This window comes from Cypionkella psychrotolerans (genome assembly GCF_001294535.1).
In the GTDB taxonomy this organism is placed as follows: Bacteria; Pseudomonadota; Alphaproteobacteria; order Rhodobacterales; family Rhodobacteraceae; genus Cypionkella; species Cypionkella psychrotolerans.
In genome coordinates, this window is sequence record NZ_LGIC01000061.1 from 247,638 (window position 1) to 264,378 (window position 16,741).

The 16,741-nt window shown below is 61.9% G+C and carries 15 protein-coding genes and 1 other annotated feature; of the genes, 10 read left to right on the forward strand and 5 right to left on the reverse strand.

Annotated features, from left to right (window positions below):
* The first annotated feature begins 128 nt into the window (after positions 1–128).
* The 3 genes from secA (at position 129) to AKV04_RS12395 (ending at position 5,623) form a co-directional block, all read left to right on the forward strand.
* Positions 129–2,840, forward strand: a complete 2,712-nt coding sequence (gene secA / locus AKV04_RS12385; RefSeq protein ID WP_054006720.1) for a preprotein translocase subunit SecA — start codon at positions 129–131, stop codon at positions 2,838–2,840.
* A gap of 146 nt (positions 2,841–2,986) precedes the next feature.
* A complete protein-coding gene (locus AKV04_RS12390; RefSeq protein WP_156317509.1) occupies positions 2,987–4,057 on the forward strand; it encodes a hypothetical protein in 1,071 nt (356 codons plus the stop codon).
* Positions 4,058–4,093: 36 nt separating this feature from the next.
* On the forward strand, positions 4,094–5,623 hold the full coding sequence (locus AKV04_RS12395; RefSeq protein ID WP_054006843.1) for a phosphate ABC transporter substrate-binding/OmpA family protein: 1,530 nt from the start codon (positions 4,094–4,096) through the stop codon (positions 5,621–5,623).
* Here AKV04_RS12395 and radC read toward each other — a convergent pair.
* Both radC and AKV04_RS12405 read right to left on the reverse strand, forming a co-directional pair.
* The gene (gene radC / locus AKV04_RS12400; RefSeq protein WP_054006722.1) at positions 5,595–6,359 is read right to left on the reverse strand and encodes a RadC family protein; all 765 of its coding nucleotides are present in this window, start codon (positions 6,357–6,359) and stop codon (positions 5,595–5,597) included. The two genes, AKV04_RS12395 and radC, sit on opposite strands and share 29 nt — an antisense overlap.
* A gap of 46 nt (positions 6,360–6,405) precedes the next feature.
* The gene (locus tag AKV04_RS12405; protein ID WP_054006844.1) at positions 6,406–7,629 is read right to left on the reverse strand and encodes a lytic murein transglycosylase; all 1,224 of its coding nucleotides are present in this window, start codon (positions 7,627–7,629) and stop codon (positions 6,406–6,408) included.
* Between the two features lie 177 nt (positions 7,630–7,806).
* Positions 7,807–7,862, forward strand: a sequence feature (sul1 is cis-regulatory element that is thought to sense ions involved in sulfur or methionine metabolism; They are found in Alphaproteobacteria).
* A gap of 23 nt (positions 7,863–7,885) precedes the next feature.
* On the opposite strand from AKV04_RS12405, the gene AKV04_RS12410 reads away from it, so the two are divergent.
* On the forward strand, positions 7,886–9,319 hold the full coding sequence (locus AKV04_RS12410) for a SulP family inorganic anion transporter (protein ID WP_054006723.1): 1,434 nt from the start codon (positions 7,886–7,888) through the stop codon (positions 9,317–9,319).
* Here the strand turns inward: AKV04_RS12410 and betI are convergent.
* On the reverse strand, positions 9,316–9,927 hold the full coding sequence (gene betI, locus AKV04_RS12415; RefSeq protein ID WP_162232873.1) for a transcriptional regulator BetI: 612 nt from the start codon (positions 9,925–9,927) through the stop codon (positions 9,316–9,318). The genes AKV04_RS12410 and betI overlap by 4 nt on opposite strands.
* A gap of 103 nt (positions 9,928–10,030) precedes the next feature.
* Between betI and AKV04_RS12420 the strand changes: the two genes are divergently transcribed.
* The 6 genes from AKV04_RS12420 (at position 10,031) to AKV04_RS12440 (ending at position 14,428) form a co-directional block, all read left to right on the forward strand.
* Positions 10,031–10,777, forward strand: a complete 747-nt coding sequence (locus AKV04_RS12420) for a glycine betaine ABC transporter substrate-binding protein (RefSeq protein ID WP_268871791.1) — start codon at positions 10,031–10,033, stop codon at positions 10,775–10,777.
* Positions 10,665–10,949 carry a glycine betaine ABC transporter substrate-binding protein gene (locus AKV04_RS27565; protein WP_268871792.1) on the forward strand — a complete coding sequence of 95 codons (285 nt, stop codon included), beginning with the start codon at positions 10,665–10,667 and terminating at the stop codon, positions 10,947–10,949. Before AKV04_RS12420 ends, AKV04_RS27565 begins: the two co-directional genes overlap by 113 nt.
* Complete coding sequence (locus AKV04_RS12425) at positions 10,950–11,969, forward strand: alcohol dehydrogenase catalytic domain-containing protein (protein ID WP_054006725.1); 1,020 nt, start codon at positions 10,950–10,952, stop codon at positions 11,967–11,969.
* Between the two features lie 63 nt (positions 11,970–12,032).
* On the forward strand, positions 12,033–12,788 hold the full coding sequence (locus tag AKV04_RS12430) for a LamB/YcsF family protein (RefSeq protein WP_054006726.1): 756 nt from the start codon (positions 12,033–12,035) through the stop codon (positions 12,786–12,788).
* Between the two features lie 3 nt (positions 12,789–12,791).
* On the forward strand, positions 12,792–13,478 hold the full coding sequence (locus AKV04_RS12435) for a 5-oxoprolinase subunit B family protein (protein WP_054006727.1): 687 nt from the start codon (positions 12,792–12,794) through the stop codon (positions 13,476–13,478).
* Entirely contained in the window at positions 13,475–14,428 is a 954-nt protein-coding gene (locus AKV04_RS12440; protein WP_054006728.1) for a 5-oxoprolinase subunit C family protein, read from the forward strand. The genes AKV04_RS12435 and AKV04_RS12440 overlap by 4 nt, the downstream gene beginning before the upstream one ends.
* Here the strand turns inward: AKV04_RS12440 and gndA are convergent.
* Together gndA and AKV04_RS12450 are read right to left on the reverse strand one after the other, a co-directional pair.
* A complete protein-coding gene (gene gndA / locus AKV04_RS12445; RefSeq protein ID WP_054006729.1) occupies positions 14,416–15,825 on the reverse strand; it encodes an NADP-dependent phosphogluconate dehydrogenase in 1,410 nt (469 codons plus the stop codon). The genes AKV04_RS12440 and gndA overlap by 13 nt on opposite strands.
* The gene (locus tag AKV04_RS12450) at positions 15,822–16,715 is read right to left on the reverse strand and encodes an SMP-30/gluconolactonase/LRE family protein (protein WP_054006730.1); all 894 of its coding nucleotides are present in this window, start codon (positions 16,713–16,715) and stop codon (positions 15,822–15,824) included. Before AKV04_RS12450 ends, gndA begins: the two co-directional genes overlap by 4 nt.
* Positions 16,716–16,741 lie beyond the last annotated feature (26 nt).

Here is a 16,741-nt window from a genome sequence, read left to right on the forward strand (position 1 = left end):
CGGGTCACGTGTGATGCGGGTTTGCCCAAGCTTTGACGCCCTTCTAAGGAAGCAGCAGCGGTCGGGCAAGCCAGAGCCTCACACGATATTGTCAATACCGGTGGTCAATACGACCGGGCGGAGAACACATGCTGGGTCTTGGATCACTTTCGCGGAAGATGTTTGGAACGCCGAATGACCGGATGGTCAAATCGGTGCGCCCCTTGGTGGCAAAGATTAACGCTTTGGAGCCGGAATTTGCGGCACTGAGCGATGACGGGATCAAGGCGAAAACCGCCGAGTTTCAGAAGCGGATTGCGGGCGGCGAAAGCCTTGACGCGCTGCTGCCAGAAGCCTTTGCGAATTGCCGAGAGGCCGCCAAGCGCGCCTTGGGTCTGCGGGCGTTTGATGTGCAGCTGATGGGCGGGATCTTCCTGCATCAGGGCAATATCGCGGAAATGCGCACGGGTGAGGGCAAGACGCTGGTCGCGACCTTCCCGGCTTACCTCAACGCGCTGTCCGGCAAGGGCGTGCATGTGGTGACGGTGAACGATTACCTCGCCAAGCGCGATGCGGAATGGATGAGCAAGGTCTACGGCGCTTTGGGCCTGACCACGGGCGTCGTCTATCCCTATCAGGGTGAGGTTGAAAAGCGTGAGGCGTATCGCGCCGACATCACCTATGCGACGAATAACGAGCTGGGCTTTGACTATCTGCGCGACAATATGAAAGCCTCGCTGGAGGAGATGAACCAGCGCGGGCATAACTATGCGATTGTCGATGAGGTTGACAGCATTTTAGTCGATGAGGCACGGACGCCGTTGATCATCTCTGGCCCGTCGCAGGATCGCAGCGAGTTGTATCAGTTGGTCGATAAGCTGATCCCGCTGCTGAATGAGACGCATTTCAAGCTGGACGAAAAGACCCGCAACGTCACCTATTCGGAAGACGGCAACGAGTTTATCGAGAACGCCTTGCACGAAGCCGGGATTCTGCCCGCCGAGCAAAGCCTGTATGAGCCTGAAAGCACCACCATCGTGCATCACGTCACGCAGGCGTTGCGGGCGCACAAGCTGTTCACCCGTGATCAGCAATATATCGTCCGCGATGGCGAGGTGATGCTGATTGACGAGTTTACCGGACGGATGATGAAGGGCCGCCGCTTGTCGGATGGCCTGCATCAGGCGATTGAGGCGAAAGAGGGCGTGGCTATTCAGCCGGAAAACGTCACTTTGGCCTCTGTGACCTTCCAGAACTATTTCCGCCTCTATGACAAGCTGGCCGGGATGACCGGAACGGCCTCGACCGAGGCTGACGAGTTCATGGAAATCTACAAGCTGGGCGTGGTCGAAGTGCCGACCAACCGCGAAGTGAAGCGGAAAGACGAGCATGACGCGGTGTACCGCACCGCGCGTGAGAAGTTTGAAGGCGTGGTCAAGACCATAAAGGAAGCCCATGCGACGGGCCAGCCGATCTTGGTCGGCACCACCTCGATTGACAAATCCGAGGCGCTTTCGGAAATGCTGAAGGCGGCGGGCATTCCGCATAACGTGCTGAACGCACGTCAGCATGAGCAAGAGGCACAGATTGTCGCCGATGCGGGCAAGCTGAATGCGGTGACAATTGCGACCAACATGGCAGGCCGTGGCACCGATATTAAGCTGGGCGGCAACGTCGAGTTCAAGGTGATGGAGGCGATTGCTTCTGACCCATCCGTGCATCCCGATGAAGTGCGCGCGCGCATCGAAGCCGAACATGCCGATGAAGAAGAAGCCGTGAAGAAGGCCGGCGGTCTGTTCGTTCTGGCCACCGAGCGCCACGAATCACGCCGGATCGACAACCAGTTGCGCGGTCGTTCAGGCCGTCAGGGCGATCCGGGGCGGTCTTCGTTCTTCTTGTCGTTGGAAGACGATCTGATGCGCATTTTCGGCAGCGAACGCCTTGATGCCGTGCTGTCGAAGCTGGGCATGAAGGAAGGCGAAGCGATTGTTCACCCTTGGGTCAACAAATCGCTGGAGCGCGCGCAGGCCAAGGTCGAAGGCCGCAACTTTGACATCCGCAAGCAGTTGCTGAAGTTCGACGATGTGATGAACGACCAGCGCAAGGCGATCTTTGGTCAGCGCATGGAAGTCATGCAGGCCGAGGATCTGGGCGAGATCGTGATGGATATGCGCCATCAGGTTGCCGAGGATTTGGTCGATCACTACATGCCGCCGAAAACCTACGCCGACCGTTGGGATACCGCAGCGCTGCATGAGGCATTGATCGAAAAGATGGGCCTTGATCTGCCCGTCGCCGCTTGGGCTGCCGAAGAAGGCACCGATCAGGACGCCATTCGTGAGCGGATCATCGCAGCGAGCGACACTTTGATGGGCGAAAAGCTGGAGGCCTTCGGGCCGGACAGCATGCGCAACATCGAAAAACAGCTGTTGTTGCAAAGCATTGACGCGAAATGGCGTGACCATTTGTTGCGGTTGGAGCATCTGCGCTCGGTCGTCGGTTTCCGTGGCTACGCTCAGCGCGATCCGCTGAACGAGTATAAAACTGAAAGCTTCACGCTGTTCGAATCGATGCTGAACTCTTTGCGCCAAGATGTGACGCAGAAGCTGGCGCAAATTCGACCGATCAGCCAAGCCGAGCAAGAAGCCATGATGGCCCAGTTCATCGCGCAGCAGCAGGCGGCACAGGCCGCTGATCGCGCGGCGGCTCCGGCCGAAGTGGCGGCTCCGGCCACGGTTATGACGGCGCTGGCGGGCTTTGTTGAAAGTGATCCGACGACCTGGGGTGATCCGGGGCGGAATGATCCTTGCCCCTGCGGTTCGGGCCAGCGCTTTAAGGCTTGCCACGGCAAGCTGGTCTAATCTGATTTCGGATTGTTGGCGCAGGGGCGGCTTTAGCCGCCCTTGCCCATTTATTGCCCGCATTTTCGGAAACATTCCTTGATTGCGCCACGCCCTCGCCGCGTTTGAGGGCCAAAAGCGCGCAAACGGATTCGATGGAGGAACCGATGGCGGTGGATATGAAGCGCAGACTGGCCCGTGGCGTCGCCGTGATCGCGATTGCGCTGGGGGCCGGGCAGCTGGTGCAAAGCATGTCGGGCAAAGCTCCGCCGCCGCATGCGGCAGAGAACCAGACGACCAAGAAACCCAAAGCCATCGAGCGCGTCGCAGCGACCGAGGTTGGCGACAAGCCTGCCCCGATGGTGGCGCTGGAAGCCCCCGCAAATACGCAAGCCGAACCGCCGAAGGCAAAAGCTCCGGTTATGGCCAGCACGACCGCCCCTGTGGCGACGCCCGAACCTGTCGCTAAAGCTGCTCCGGTTGTGCCCAAAACACCCGCAGCGCCCATCGCAGCAACCGTTCCAGCGCCGAAGCTCGAAATCACCGCCAAACCCGAACTCGCCGATGCCTGCCCGGTCTCGCTGGAACTTTCCAATGCTGACAACGCGCTGATCGCGGTGACGCTGGTCGCCCCTTGTCACGCTGATGAGCGTGTGGTGCTGAAACATGCGGGCCTGACCGTCACCGCGAAAACCACACTGACCGGGGCCTTGTTCGCCGACATGCCCGCACTGATGCAAGACGCTAAGGTTGAGGTGATGTTCAAGGACAATACCTCGGTCGCAGCTTCGGTTGCCGTGCCGGAACTGGCTGGGTTGCGCCGTTTTGCAGTGCAATGGCAGCAAGATGATGCCTTCCAGCTGCACGGTTTCGAGGATGGCTCTGATTTCGGCGGGCCGGGTGATGTTTCGGCAGCCACTCCGCATCAGCCGATCGCGGGCGCGCCTGCCAAGGGTGGTTTCCTGACCCTGTTGGGCGATGCCAGTACCGATCTGCCGATGCTGGCGCAGGTCTACACCTATCCCAAAGACAGCCAGATCAAGCCCGAGATCGTGGTGGAAGCCGCTGTCACCGAAGCCACCTGTGGCCGCGAACTGTTGGGCCAGACGCTGCAAACCGCCCCAGGCACGGTCAAGGTGAGTGATATGTCGCTTGCGATGCCCGATTGTGATGCGGTGGGTGATTATCTGGTGTTGAAAAATCTTGTGCCGGACATGACTATCGCCTCCTCAAACTAAGAGTCACAGACTCAGGGTCAGGCAGGGCGATTTATGATGGGTTACTGGCGCGCGGCGATCATCGCCGCGCTTTTGCCGTGTTCGGTGTTACCCACGGTGGCTGTGGCGCAGGATGTCACGCTGACCTCACGCGATGGGGCGCTGAGCATTGCGGGCACCTTGCAAGGCTATGACGGTGAGTTTTTCCGTATTGAAAGCGCTTATGGCCCGCTGACATTGGATGCCTCGGGCGTGATCTGCGATGGTCCGGCCTGCCCTGATCTGACAGCGCCGAAAGCGGTGATCCGGCTGGTGGGTGAGGCGGATGCAGGCGCGGCGCTGCTGCCGCCGCTGATCGCCGCTTTCGCGCAGTCGCGCGGGCTGGTCTATAGCGCCCCCGCCACGCCGGATGCGGCTGCGGTGCTGACCGATCCCGCGACGGCGAAGGTTCTGGCCGAGATTTCCTTCCGCCCGCTGCCTCCCGATCAAGCCCGGGCCGAGTTGAAAGCCGGGCGCGCCGAGTTGATGGTGGCCTCGGCGGTGGAGCCTGATCTGGGATCAAAGGCGATGGCGCTGGATGCACTGGTGCCGATTGTGGCGCCGGACAATCCGCTGCCGGGGATTTCGACGATTGACTTGGCGAAGGTTTTGGCGGGCGAGGTGAAGAATTGGTCCGAGGTTGGTGGCCCGGATATGCCGTTGGTGCTGCACGGGCTGGCGGCTGACAGCGATCTGCAACGGGCCTTGTCGGCGCGGTTGGGGCGAGATCCGGCGGCGCGCGTCACCCATGCCGATCTGCGCACGCTGGCTGATGCGGTCTCCAAAGACCCTTGGGCCATCGCGCTGACCGGGCGCGCCTCGGTGGGCGCGGCGCGGGCGCTGCCGTTGTCGGACAGTTGCGGCTTTCCGCTTTTGCCCAGTGGGTTGGCGGTGAAGGCCGGGGATTATCCGCTGACCTTGCCAGTGTTTTTGCTGACCCCCCGTCGTCGCCTGCCGCTGATGGCGCGGGAGTTTCTGGATTTTCTGGCGCTTCCGACAGCCCAGGCGGCGATTGCCAGTGGCGGCTATATTGATCGCGGCCCGGAAAGCCAGCCGATGACGGCGGACGGATTGCGGCTGATCAACGCGATTCAAGGCGCGGGCGAGGAAACCACCTTGGCCGATCTGAAACGGCTGGTCGATCTGATGGACGGTGCCGACCGCTTGTCGCTGACCTTCCGGTTTCAGGACGGCACCTCGGCGCTGGATGCCGCGAGCCAAGACAATCTGGCCGATCTTGCACGGTTGATTGAGGCGGGGGTGTTTCGCGACAAGGCTCTGATCTTGGCCGGGTTTTCGGATGGCTCAGGGGCGGCGAAGGCCAATCTTGATCTGTCGCAAGATCGCGCCGATGGTATTCTCGCGGCGCTGAAACAGGCCGCTGCGGTGCCCGCGGCCGCTTTGCCACGGGTGGAGGCGTTTGGCGAGGCGCTGCCAATGGCCTGTGATGAAACCGCTGCGGGGCGCCGCCTGAATCGCCGGGTTGAGGTTTGGCTGAAACCGTCGTTCACGCCGGATGCTACAGATACCCCGCCGCCCGAAAACTAAGTTCGCGGCTTTTGCCGATGATGAGATGGTCGTGCAGGGTGATGCCCAACACCTGCGCGGCCTCTTGCACTTGCAGGGTCATAGTGATGTCAGCTTGCGAAGGGGTAGGGTCGCCAGAGGGGTGATTATGCACGAGGATCAGCGCCGAAGCATTGAGTTCTAAGCCCCGCTTGACCACCTCGCGCGGGTAGACCGGAACGTGATCAACGGTGCCTTTGGCCTGTTCTTCATCGGCAATCAGCACGTTTTTGCGGTCCAGAAACAGGATGCGGAATTGTTCGGTTTCGCGGTGTGCCATTGCGGTGTGGCAATAATCCAGCAGGGCATCCCAACTAGATAGCAGGGGCCTGTTCATCACCCGCGCCCGCATCATCCTCTGGGCGGCGGCCTCGACAATCTTCAGTTCTTGCACCACGGCTTCACCGACGCCTTTTACCATCATCAAGCGGGCGGGAACGGCGGTGACGACGCGATTAAAGTCGCCGAATTCATCCAGCAGGGCGCGGGCGAGCGGTTTCACATCCTGCCGCGGAATGGCGCGGAACAGCAGCAGTTCGAGCAGTTCATAATCGGGGATCGCCGTGGCACCGCCTTCCATAAACCGGGTGCGCAGGCGTTTGCGGTGGTCTGCAATGTAGGACGGCAACCTATCCGGCAAAGCCTGACCCACGGCCTCATCGCCATCAGCGGCGAACAGAGGCAAGGCGGCTTCATGAAAGGCGCGGGGTTTGCTCATGGCGGCTAGGCTGCCATGACAGTGGTGAAGGAATCGTTAACGCCCCTTAAAGCATCCGCAGCAGGTCCATGCTGGGCTGGCCTGTCACCGGCAAACCCCGCGCGCGTTGGAAATCGCTGATCGCCGCGATGGTTTTTGCACCGATCACGCCATCCGAACCTTGGGTGTCGTAGCCTGCCGCGGTCAGTTTGCGCTGCAAGGCCTGCCGATCTTGCAGCGTCATACCCTGCGCATCCGGTCCAAACGCCGCACGCAACGCCCCTGCGCCGTTCAGGCGATCCGACAGATAGCCGACGCCCAGCGCGTAATTCTCGGCGTTGTTGTAGCGCAGGATGACGTTGAAGTTCTGATACAGCAGGAAAGCCGGGCCGCTGGACCCACCGGGCAGCAGCAAAGACGCCGCACCATGTCCGCCCAAACCACCATTCACCGCCCGCACTCCCAGATCGGCCCAATCGGAGCGACCCTTGCCGCGCCCTGCCAGCCCGGTGTTGAAGCCGCTGGGCAGTGTCACCTCTTGGCCCCACGGCTGACCATGCGTCCAGCCGTTTTTGGACAGATAGGCGGCGGTCGAGGCGAGGGCATCGGTGGGATCATCGCTCCAGATATCGCGGCGGCCATCACCGTTGAAATCCACCGCGAAGGCTTGATAGCTGGTCGGGATGAACTGGGTGTGGCCCATTGCCCCCGCCCAACTGCCGGTCATGTTCTGTACCGAGGTATCGCCGTTTTGCAGAATCTTCAGCGCCGCCACCAACTGCTGTTCAAAGAACGCGGCGCGGCGGCCTTCATAGGCCAAGGTCGCCAAGGCCGAGATCACCGGAACATTGCCGCGCCGTGTGCCGAAAAAGCTTTCAAGGCCCCAGAAGGCGGCAACAACATGCGGCTCTACCCCAAAACGCGCCTCAATCGCGCGCAGGGTGCCCATTTGCTGCGCCAGCATCTGGCGGCCCATGGTCAGGCGTTCATCGCTGGCGGCAATCGCCAGATAGTCCTCTGTCGTGCGGGTGAATTCGGTCTGGTTGCGGTCTTTCTCGATCACGCCGGGGATAAAGCCCGAGGCGCGGAAGGCGGAACTGAAGGTACTGTCCGAGATGCCCTTCGACAAGGCACGCGGGCGGAAGGCTTGTACCCAAACGTCAAAGCCCGCGTCGGGGACCATCGGCATGGTTGCGGGCGCAGAGGGGCGGGAGGCGGAACCGCCACCGACGCAGGCCGACAGCCCAAGCGCTGCGATGCCGAGTGAGAAATTGCGCCGAGACACCTGCATGAAAACCTCCACCGTTTTGTTTTGCCGCCAGCTTAGTGGATTTGCGGCAAAGGGCAAACCGATGCGGGTATTTCCGCTTAGCGGCAGGCCCGGAATTGGACGGGCGCGCAAATCGTCTTGCCACCACAGCTCACAGGTTGGCTTTTCGCGGCGCAGGCCGTATCAACGGCGCACTCACTTGGACCCGGTGTAAATCCGGGTGGCTATTCCGGCCGCCTATCCGCCGGACCACGCATCATAGCGCGTCGTCACATTCATGAACATCTTGCCGCACTACCTGCGCCAGTGGCAGCAGAATCCTGTCCGCGAGCTTCTTGCGGGGGCCGTCGCCACCTTTGCGCTAATCCCCGAGGTGATTGCGTTTTCGTTTACCGCCGGGGTTGATCCTGCGGTGGGGCTTTATGCGTCTTTCGTGATCAGCATTGTCATCGCGTTTTTCGGTGGGCGTCCGGCGATGATTTCAGCGGCGGCAGGGTCGGTTGCGCTGGTCGTGGCCCCCTTGGTCCAAACACATGGCGTGCAGTATCTGTTTGCGGCAGGGCTGCTGGGCGGCGCGTTTCAGATCTTGTTCGGGTTTGCGCGGCTGAGTTCGCTGATGCGCTACGTTTCAAACTCGGTCCGCACCGGGTTTGTCAATGCGCTGGCGACCCTGATCTTTGCGGCGCAGCTGCCGCATATTCTGAATGCGGGGGTGATGGGATATGGAGTGATAGCGGCGGGGCTGGCGATTATTTATCTGGCACCCAAGCTGACAACGGCGATCCCTGCGCCGCTGATTTGCGTGGTGGTACTGACGGCGTTGTGCGCAGCGCTGCAGATTGATGTGCCGACGGTGGCCGATCTGGGCAAGTTGCCTTCGGGCTTGCCGGTGTTCGCCCTGCCGGATGTGCCGTTTGACCTTGACCTGTTGCGCATCATCTTCATGCCCGCTTTGGCCATTGCGATGGTCGGCCTTCTGGAATCGCTGATGACGGCGGGCGTGGTGGATGATCAGACCGGCACGCCCTCGAACAAAGACAGTGAGGCGCGCGGGTTGGGGCTGGCGAATGTGGCGGCAAGCCTATTTGGCGGTATCGCTGGCTGTGGGATGATCGGGCAAACCGTGTCGAATGTGAAATACGGCGGGCGCGGGCGGCTTTCGACTCTGGCGGCGGGCGGGATTTTGCTGCTGCTGATGGTGTCGCTGAAAGGGTTAGTGTCGCAGGTTCCAGTGGCCGTGCTGGTGGCGATCATGATTATGGTGTCGATTGATACGCTGGATTGGGGATCACTGCGGCGGTTACGGCAAAATCCCGGCCTGTCAAATCTGGTGATGCTGGCCACGGTGGCGGTGACGATCGCCAGCCACAATCTATCGCTTGGCGTTCTGGTGGGTGTGCTGATGAGCGGGGTGTTCTTTGCCGCGAAGGTTGCACGGATGCAGCATGTGACGCGGCAGGGCGATCATTATACCGTGGAGGGGCAGTTGTTTTTCGCCTCTGCTGCCGCGTTCATCGACGCGTTTGATCCGCTGGAGCATGACGGCCCGGTCAGCATTGATCTGAGCCGCGCCAACATCTGGGACATCACGGCCTTGGATGCGGTGGAGAAAGTGCGGGAGCGTTTTGCGCGGCATGGGCTGGCGGTCACGGTGACTGGCGCGTCAGATCATCTACTGGCGAAGGCCGGGAGCAAGCCGCTGCCGCTTTAGGCAGCAAGCTGCGCGCGTTCGGCCTCGGTCAACAGCGCCACTGCGACCGAAAGCACCAAAGTGGTGGAGTCCTGCGGCGACAGCGCCTCTCCTGTTGCGCGGCGCAGCCAGAGGCCGTCGATCATCGTGCCCAGCGCAAGCGCGATCTGCTTGAAGCGCGCATCTGGCAGCGCGTCGCGGAACACCGAGGCGAGGTTGGATTGCAGCCGCGCGTAGAAAATCCGTTGCAGACGGGCATAGCGTTGGTTGGTGGCCGACGCCGCGCAGACCGACAGCCAGGCGTTGGCGATGTTCGTCTCGAACAAACCTTCGGGGAAGTTGCCCGCGATGATCGCCTCCAGCCTACCCCATCGGGTTGTGGCCTGCGCAAGCCCTGTCGCCACCGCCTCCATCAGCAGCCGATTGTTCAGCCGCACCATCGCGAACAGCACGTCTTCTTTGCCTTTGAAGTAGTAGGACAGGATACCGGGCGACATCCCGGCTTCCTCGCAAATCCGCTTGGTGGTCATACCGCCCAAGCCATGCTGCATGAACACGCGATGCGCGGCCTGAATGAGTTCGCGGCGGCGGAGGTCTTCGATACGGGTGCGGAAAGCGATTTTGGTCATGGGTTTTTGTAGCAGATCAAAAAACTGAACGCACATACAAAAATTTATATTGACGTATAAATTTGGCGCGCGCAGGTTTGGAACAGCAAACGGGAGGATGACCATGCGCAAGGTTCTGGCAGGCTTGTTGATGACGGCGATGGCGGCGGGGGCCGCGCAAGCGGGCGAGTCCGAGGCCTGTAAAGCGGTGCGAATGTCCGATCTGGGCTGGACCGACATTGGGCTGACCAATGCGACAGCGGAAACCGTGTTGAAGGCGTTGGGCTATGAGGTGACGCAGAACCTGCTCAGCCTTGATGTGACCTTCGTGTCGATGCAGCGCGGCGATATTGACGTGTTTCAGGGCAACTGGCGGCCCTTCCAAGACGTGCAATACGCGCAGTTCTTCGACGATGGCTCGGTCGAGCGGCTGGGGATGAACCTTGAGGGTGCGAAATACACTTTGGCCGTGCCGAAGTATGTGGCTGACGCGGGCGTGCACAGTTTCAACGATCTGGCCGCCCATGCCGAGCAGTTCGACAAGAAGATTTACGCGATCGAGCCGGGATCGAACCAGCCGCTGTTGGATATGGTCGCGGCCAATGCGCATGGTCTGGGCGACTGGACCATCGTGGAAAGCAGCGAGGCCGGGATGCTGGCCGAGGTGGAGCGGTCTGTCGCCCGCAAGGATTGGATCGTGTTCCTAGGCTGGCAACCGCATCCGATGAACGTGGTCTATCAGATTGACTATCTTGCCGATGGCGACGCCGAATTTCGGCGGTGCGTCGGTCTATACCATTGCGCGCAAGGGCTATGCGCAAACCTGCCCGAATGTGACCAAGTTCTTCAGCCAGCTTGCGTTCAACATTGATTATGAAAACTCCGGGATGCAGATGGTGATGGGCGATGGGATGGAGTTTCCGGCCGCCGCCAGTGCGATGATGGCCAAGCACCCCGATATGGTTCAGGCTTGGTTGAAAGATGTCACCACCTTTGACGGCCAGCCCGCCCTGCCTGCGGTGAAGGCCGCTCTGGGTCTGTAAATGGCCCTGATGCGTGCTGCCGTGATGAACGGTTTTGGCCAGCCCTTGCGGCTGGTTGAGGTGCCTATGCCCACCCCCGGCCCCGGCGAAATCCTGATCCGGCTGGAGGCGAGTGGGGTGTGCCATTCCGATGTGCATATCTGGAAGGGTGACACCCAAGCCCCTGTTGCCCCCGATCCGTTCATTCTTGGGCATGAGGGCGTCGGCGCCGTCGCGGCCCTCGGCGCGGGGGTTGAGGGTTGGGTTCTGGGCGAGCGCGCCGGCGCGGCTTGGCTGCACGATACCTGTGGCATCTGCGATCTGTGCTTGGCGGGCGAGGAAAGTTTCTGCGCTGCCCAGCGCGCGCATGGCTTCAACGTGCCAGGGACGTTTGCGGAATATGTGGTGGCGAAGGCGGCGTTTGCGGTGAAGGTTCCGTCGGGGGATGGCCCTGCCTTGGCCCCGCTGATGTGCGCGGGCTTGACGGCTTATGGCGCGATTGAGCGGGCAAAGCTGGCGCAGGGCGAGACTTGCGCGATCTTTGGCTGTGGCGGTCTTGGCCTGTTCGCGGTGCAACTGGCAGCGAGGCGGGGGGCGACAGTGGTGGCCGTTGATACCGATCCCGCCAAGCTGGACATGGCGCGGCGGATGGGGGCGCATGCCACCGAACTTGCCACCGCCACCCTGCCCGACACTTGGCCCAGCGCCCTGCGCGCCCATGCCACGATCAACTTCGCCCCCACCCCCCGCACTTGGCCCGCGATGCAGGCAGCGACGCGGCCCTTGGGGCGGATCATCGCGGCGGCGATGGTGGCCGAGCCCGTGCCGCTGAGCCAAGAATGGCTGACATGGACCGGCATCACCCTGACCGGCACCAGCGTGGGCACTCGCGCGCAGATGGCGGCGCTGATGCGGTTGCATGAGGCGACCCCGCTGGAAAGCCCGGTTGAGGTGATCCGGCTGCAAGACGCCTCGGACGCCTTGCGGGCTTTGGCCGAGGGTCGGGCCAAGATGCGCTATAGCATCGCTTTCCAAGGCTAAGCGCTTGGAGAGCGGGCGGTTTCATTGCTATGCTGCCCGCGCAATGGCAATGAGGGCGACAGGATGCGCATTGACCTGAACTCTGATCTTGGTGAGGGCTACGGCCCTTGGGCGATGGGCGACGATGCCGCAATGCTGGCGCTTGTGACCAGCGCCAATATCGCCTGCGGTGGTCATGCCAGCGACCCCGAGACGATGTATCAGACGCTGCGATTGGCGGCCCAGAACGGCGTCATCGTGGGGGCGCATCCGGGCTATAACGATCCGCTTGGCTTTGGCCGCCGGGTGATCCCGATGACCCCGGCAGAGGTGGGGCGGATGGTGGCCGCACAGATCGGCAGCTTGCAGGCGATGGCCGCATTGGCGGGAACGCAGGTGGCCTATGTCAAACCGCACGGCGCGCTGGCTAATCTCGCCGCCGATGATCGCGCTGTGGCAGATGCGATAGCGGCAGCCGTCAAAGCGATCTCACCCGGTCTCGCGCTGCTGGCGATTTCGGGCACCGAGTTGGAACACGCCGCCCGCTCTGCCGGTATCCGCGTGTTCTCCGAGATTTTTGCCGACCGTGGCTATCTGACCAATGGCCGACTTGTGCCGCGCTCAAAACCCGGCGCGATGATTCACGACCCGGAAGCCGCAGTCGCCCGCCTGCTCTCGTTCCTTGAGTCCGGCCTGATGCCCGTGGTCGGTGGCGACCCGATTCCCCTCGCCGCGCAATCCATCTGCGTCCACGGCGACAGCCCCGGCGCGATCGAGATGGCCCGCCACATCCGCAGCAGGCTAGGCGCGGCTGGCGTCACCATCGCCGCTTTCCTGTAAGCCATGCAACCCAGCCCAAACGCCCCCATCTTCCGCTCCATCGCCGAACGCGCGGTGCTGGTGGAGTTTGGCACGGTACTCGAGCACGCCGCCCATGATGCCGTCTTGCGCCTTGATCAGGCGCTTGCGGCACAGCCGTTCCCCGGTTTTCGCGAATCCATCCCCGCTTTCGTCAATCTGCTGGTCGAGTTTGACGCCCTGACCACCGATCACTCCACCGCCATCGCCCATCTGAGCGGCCTGCTCACCGCCAAAACCACCGCGCGCCCGCAACCGACGCAGCGCGAGGTTCTGATCTGCTACGATGCCGACCTCGCCCCCGATCTGATAGCCGTCGCCCAGCAAACCGGCCTTTCGCCCGAGGCGGTGATAGACGCGCATCTGTCTGGCGATTACGCGGTGTTCATGTATGGCTTTGCCCCCGGCTACGCCTATCTCGGGGGTGTGCCGGAAGCGATCCGACTGGACCGCAAGCCCGCGCCGCTGCGCAATATCCCGGCGGGATCGGTGATCATCGCGGGGGCGCAATGCTTGGTGACCACGCTGCTGATGCCGACCGGATGGTGGATCATTGGCCGCTCGCCCACCGCGATCCTGACCCATGACCCCGCCCGCCCCTTCCTGTTCGACGTTGGCGATAAAGTGCGATTCCGCCGTATCAGCCGGGCGGAATACGAGGCGGCTCAATGACCGAAGCCACCCTTCGCATCACTTTCGCTGGCCCGCATGTCAGCATCCAAGACGCAGGCCGCCCAGGCCTGATGCGCTACGGCGTCCCCGCCTCTGGCCCAATGGATCGCCAAAGCTTCGCCCTCGCCAATGCGGCTTTGGGCAACCCAGCCAATCACCCCGGCATCGAAATCTCGCTCGGTGGCCTCAGCCTGCATTGCCTGACCGGAGACGTGACTCTCGCGCTTGTCGGTGGCGGGTTCATCGCTGAAACTAAGGCGCGCAAGCTGGGTGCCTGGAACGTGCTGACCCTGCGCGCGGGCGAAACCCTGACCATCCGCCCCGGACCTTGGGGCGGTTGGAGCTACCTTGCCGTTGCGGGCAAGCTGCAAGCCAAGGCATGGCTGGGCAGCCACGCCACGCATGGTTCCTCCGGGTTCGGGGGTGGCAAGCTGACCACCGGCCAAACTCTGACCATCACGGACCCAGAAATCCACCCCGACCGCGAAGGCCCGGTCCCCTGCCCCGTCTGGGCACGCCCCCGTCATTTGTTGCGCTGCACACTTGGCCCACAGGAGCGCTTCTTTGACGCCGAAACCCTAACCACTTTCACTTCTGCGCGGTTCGAGACGACCGACGCTTTTGACCGCATGGGCCTACGGCTGCGCGGCCCGGCCCTGATCCCCGCCGCGGCGCTTTCGATCCCGTCCGAGCCGATCCTGCGCGGTTCTGTCCAAGTCTCGGGTGATGGCACCGCAACCGTGCTGCTGTCAGATCACCAAACCACCGGGGGCTATCCGAAGATCGCCACCATTCTGGCTGATGATCTCGACGCTTTCGTGCAATGCCGCCCGCGCGATGCGGTGATGTTTCAGGCCATCACGCCAGCCGAAGCCATTGCCATCACGCGGCAAAACGCAACCCGCTTTGCCACGTTTGAAGATCGGTTGCGCGGGCGTCAGATGCCGTGACCGGCCCAAGGCCCGTGCTTGTCGGCGATGCCATCCACCCGCTCAAACCCATGCGCGCCAAAGAAATCGCGCTGGGCTTGGATCATATTGGCGGTCGAGCGCCCGGTGCGCATCATGTCAAACCACGCAAGGCCCGAGGCCAAAGCGGGCAGCGGCAGACCGCTGAGCGCCCCCGCCGCAATCACCTGCCGCAGCCCGCCGTGGGTGGCTTTCAGATGGTCGGCAAAGAACGGTGCCAGCATTAGATTGCGCGCCGAATCCTCGGTTAAAGCCGTCGCCATATCGTTCAACATCGACGAGCGGATGATACAACCCTCGCGCCAGACCCGCGCGATTTCCGGCAACGGCATCGGCCAATTAAACGCCTTCGACGCCGCCGAGATCAGCGCAAAGCCCTGCGCATAGCACAGGATTTTCCCAGCAATCATTGCCTGTTCCAACTGCGCCAAAGTCACACCAGCACCCGCTTGCGGCGCCGCGCCAAACACCGCTTCGCCCGCCAGCCGTTCCTCCAACCGCGACGACAAATTCCGCACCATCACCGCCGCTTCAATCGCGGGGATCGTCGCCGCCAAATGCTGCGCCTCAATCACCGTCCAGCGCCCCGTGCCCTTTTGCCCAGCGCGGTCAAGGATCATATCCAGCATTGGCTTGCCGGAATGGGTGTCGGTGGCCGCGGAAACCTCCGCCGAAATCTCGATCAGATAGGATTGCAGCGGCCCTTGGTTCCAGGCCTTGAACGTCTCGGCAATCTCTGCCGCAGCCATCCCCAGCCCATCGCGCATCACGCCATAAACCTCGGCGATCATCTGCATATCGGCATATTCGATGCCGTTGTGCACTGCCTTGACGAAATGCCCCGCCCCCGCAGGCCCCATATAATCGGCGCAAGGTGCGCCCTTATATTTCGCCGCAATCGCGTTCAAAATCGGCGCCACGCGATCCCAATCCGACCGCAAGCCGCCACCCATAATCGCCGGGCCATGCCGCGCACCTTCCTCGCCGCCCGACACACCGATGCCCATGAAATGCGGCCCCTGCACTGCCGCCTCAGCCGAGCGACGATCAGTATCGTGGAACAACGCGTTGCCAGCATCAATGATCAGATCATCCGCTGCCATCAATGGGCGTAGGGCGACAATCATGTCATCCACCGCCTGCCCCGCAGGCACCATCAGAATGATCGCGCGCGGCGGCGCAATCGCTGCGACCAGATCGGCAAGAGTCTCGCATGGCGTGATCTTATCCGCCAGCGCCCCCGCTTCGGCCTTAAAGCCATGCGTCACCGCCACGGTGCGGTTCCACACCGCAATCGGAAAGCCTTTTTCTGCAATGTTCAGGGCCAACATCGCCCCCATGGTGCCAAGGCCGATCAGGCCGATTTGCGATTGGGTCATGGTGTTTGTGCTCCGACGCGGTTCAAGGTGATGGCGTATAGGCTGGTGGTGGCGGTGATATACAACTGATGCTTGGCCCGCCCACCAAAGCAGATATTTGAGACTTTCTCAGGCACAAGGATCTTGCCCATCAAGTGGCCGTCAGGTGCGATGCAATGCACGCCATCGCCCGCCGAGGACCACAGATTACCATCCATGTCACAGCGGATACCGTCGCCCTTGCCGGGCGCGATGGTGTGGAAGATGCCAAGGCTTTTCGGCCGCCCCGACTCCATGGAAAAGCGGCGAATGTGCGCCGGATCATCCTGATACATCCGGCCCGTATCGGCGACATACAACAGCGTCTCATCCGGGCTGAACGCCAGACCATTCGGGCAGTTGAAATCGGTCAGCACGGCTTCTATCGTTCCATCCGGGTCGATGCGATAGACGTTGCAGGGCAATTCCTGGTCTGCCGCAAAGCCTTCGTAATTCGAGCCGATGCCGTAATGCGGATCGGTGAACCAGATCGAACCATCGGATTTCACCACCACATCATTTGGCGAATTCAAGGACTTGCCTTGATAACTGTCGGCAATCACCGTGATGCTGCCATCCAATTCGGTGCGCGTCACCCGGCGGGTGCCGTGTTCGCAGGACACCAGCCGCCCCTGACGGTCGCGCGTATGGCCGTTGGAATAGTTCGACGGCGCGCGATACGTCGAAATCCCCACCCCCGGCGTATAGCGCAGGATTTTGTCGTTCGGGATGTCGGAAAACAGCAAACAGCCAGCATCGCCAAACCACACCGGGCCTTCGACCCAATCAAACCCGGTCGCCAGTTGTTTCAGAGCCGCATTGCCCAGCACAAAGCGGCCAAAGGCTGGGTCTAGGATTTCAAAGCATGACATGAAGCCGCCTCCCCCGCGCAATGTGA

Coding starts and splice junctions, on each gene's coding strand:
- gndA (WP_054006729.1), bottom strand. CDS start 15,825: ATGACCCAATCGCAAATCGGCCTGATCGGCCTTGGCACCATGGGGGCG.
- AKV04_RS27565 (WP_268871792.1), top strand. CDS start 10,665: ATGGCGACGCCGAATTTCGGCGGTGCGTCGGTCTATACCATTGCGCGC.
- AKV04_RS12410 (WP_054006723.1), top strand. CDS start 7,886: ATGAACATCTTGCCGCACTACCTGCGCCAGTGGCAGCAGAATCCTGTC.
- betI (WP_162232873.1), bottom strand. CDS start 9,927: ATGACCAAAATCGCTTTCCGCACCCGTATCGAAGACCTCCGCCGCCGC.
- AKV04_RS12405 (WP_054006844.1), bottom strand. CDS start 7,629: ATGCAGGTGTCTCGGCGCAATTTCTCACTCGGCATCGCAGCGCTTGGG.
- AKV04_RS12395 (WP_054006843.1), top strand. CDS start 4,094: ATGGGTTACTGGCGCGCGGCGATCATCGCCGCGCTTTTGCCGTGTTCG.
- AKV04_RS12425 (WP_054006725.1), top strand. CDS start 10,950: ATGGCCCTGATGCGTGCTGCCGTGATGAACGGTTTTGGCCAGCCCTTG.
- AKV04_RS12390 (WP_156317509.1), top strand. CDS start 2,987: ATGGCGGTGGATATGAAGCGCAGACTGGCCCGTGGCGTCGCCGTGATC.
- AKV04_RS12420 (WP_268871791.1), top strand. CDS start 10,031: ATGCGCAAGGTTCTGGCAGGCTTGTTGATGACGGCGATGGCGGCGGGG.
- radC (WP_054006722.1), bottom strand. CDS start 6,359: ATGAGCAAACCCCGCGCCTTTCATGAAGCCGCCTTGCCTCTGTTCGCC.
- secA (WP_054006720.1), top strand. CDS start 129: ATGCTGGGTCTTGGATCACTTTCGCGGAAGATGTTTGGAACGCCGAAT.
- AKV04_RS12450 (WP_054006730.1), bottom strand. CDS start 16,715: ATGTCATGCTTTGAAATCCTAGACCCAGCCTTTGGCCGCTTTGTGCTG.
- AKV04_RS12430 (WP_054006726.1), top strand. CDS start 12,033: ATGCGCATTGACCTGAACTCTGATCTTGGTGAGGGCTACGGCCCTTGG.
- AKV04_RS12440 (WP_054006728.1), top strand. CDS start 13,475: ATGACCGAAGCCACCCTTCGCATCACTTTCGCTGGCCCGCATGTCAGC.
- AKV04_RS12435 (WP_054006727.1), top strand. CDS start 12,792: ATGCAACCCAGCCCAAACGCCCCCATCTTCCGCTCCATCGCCGAACGC.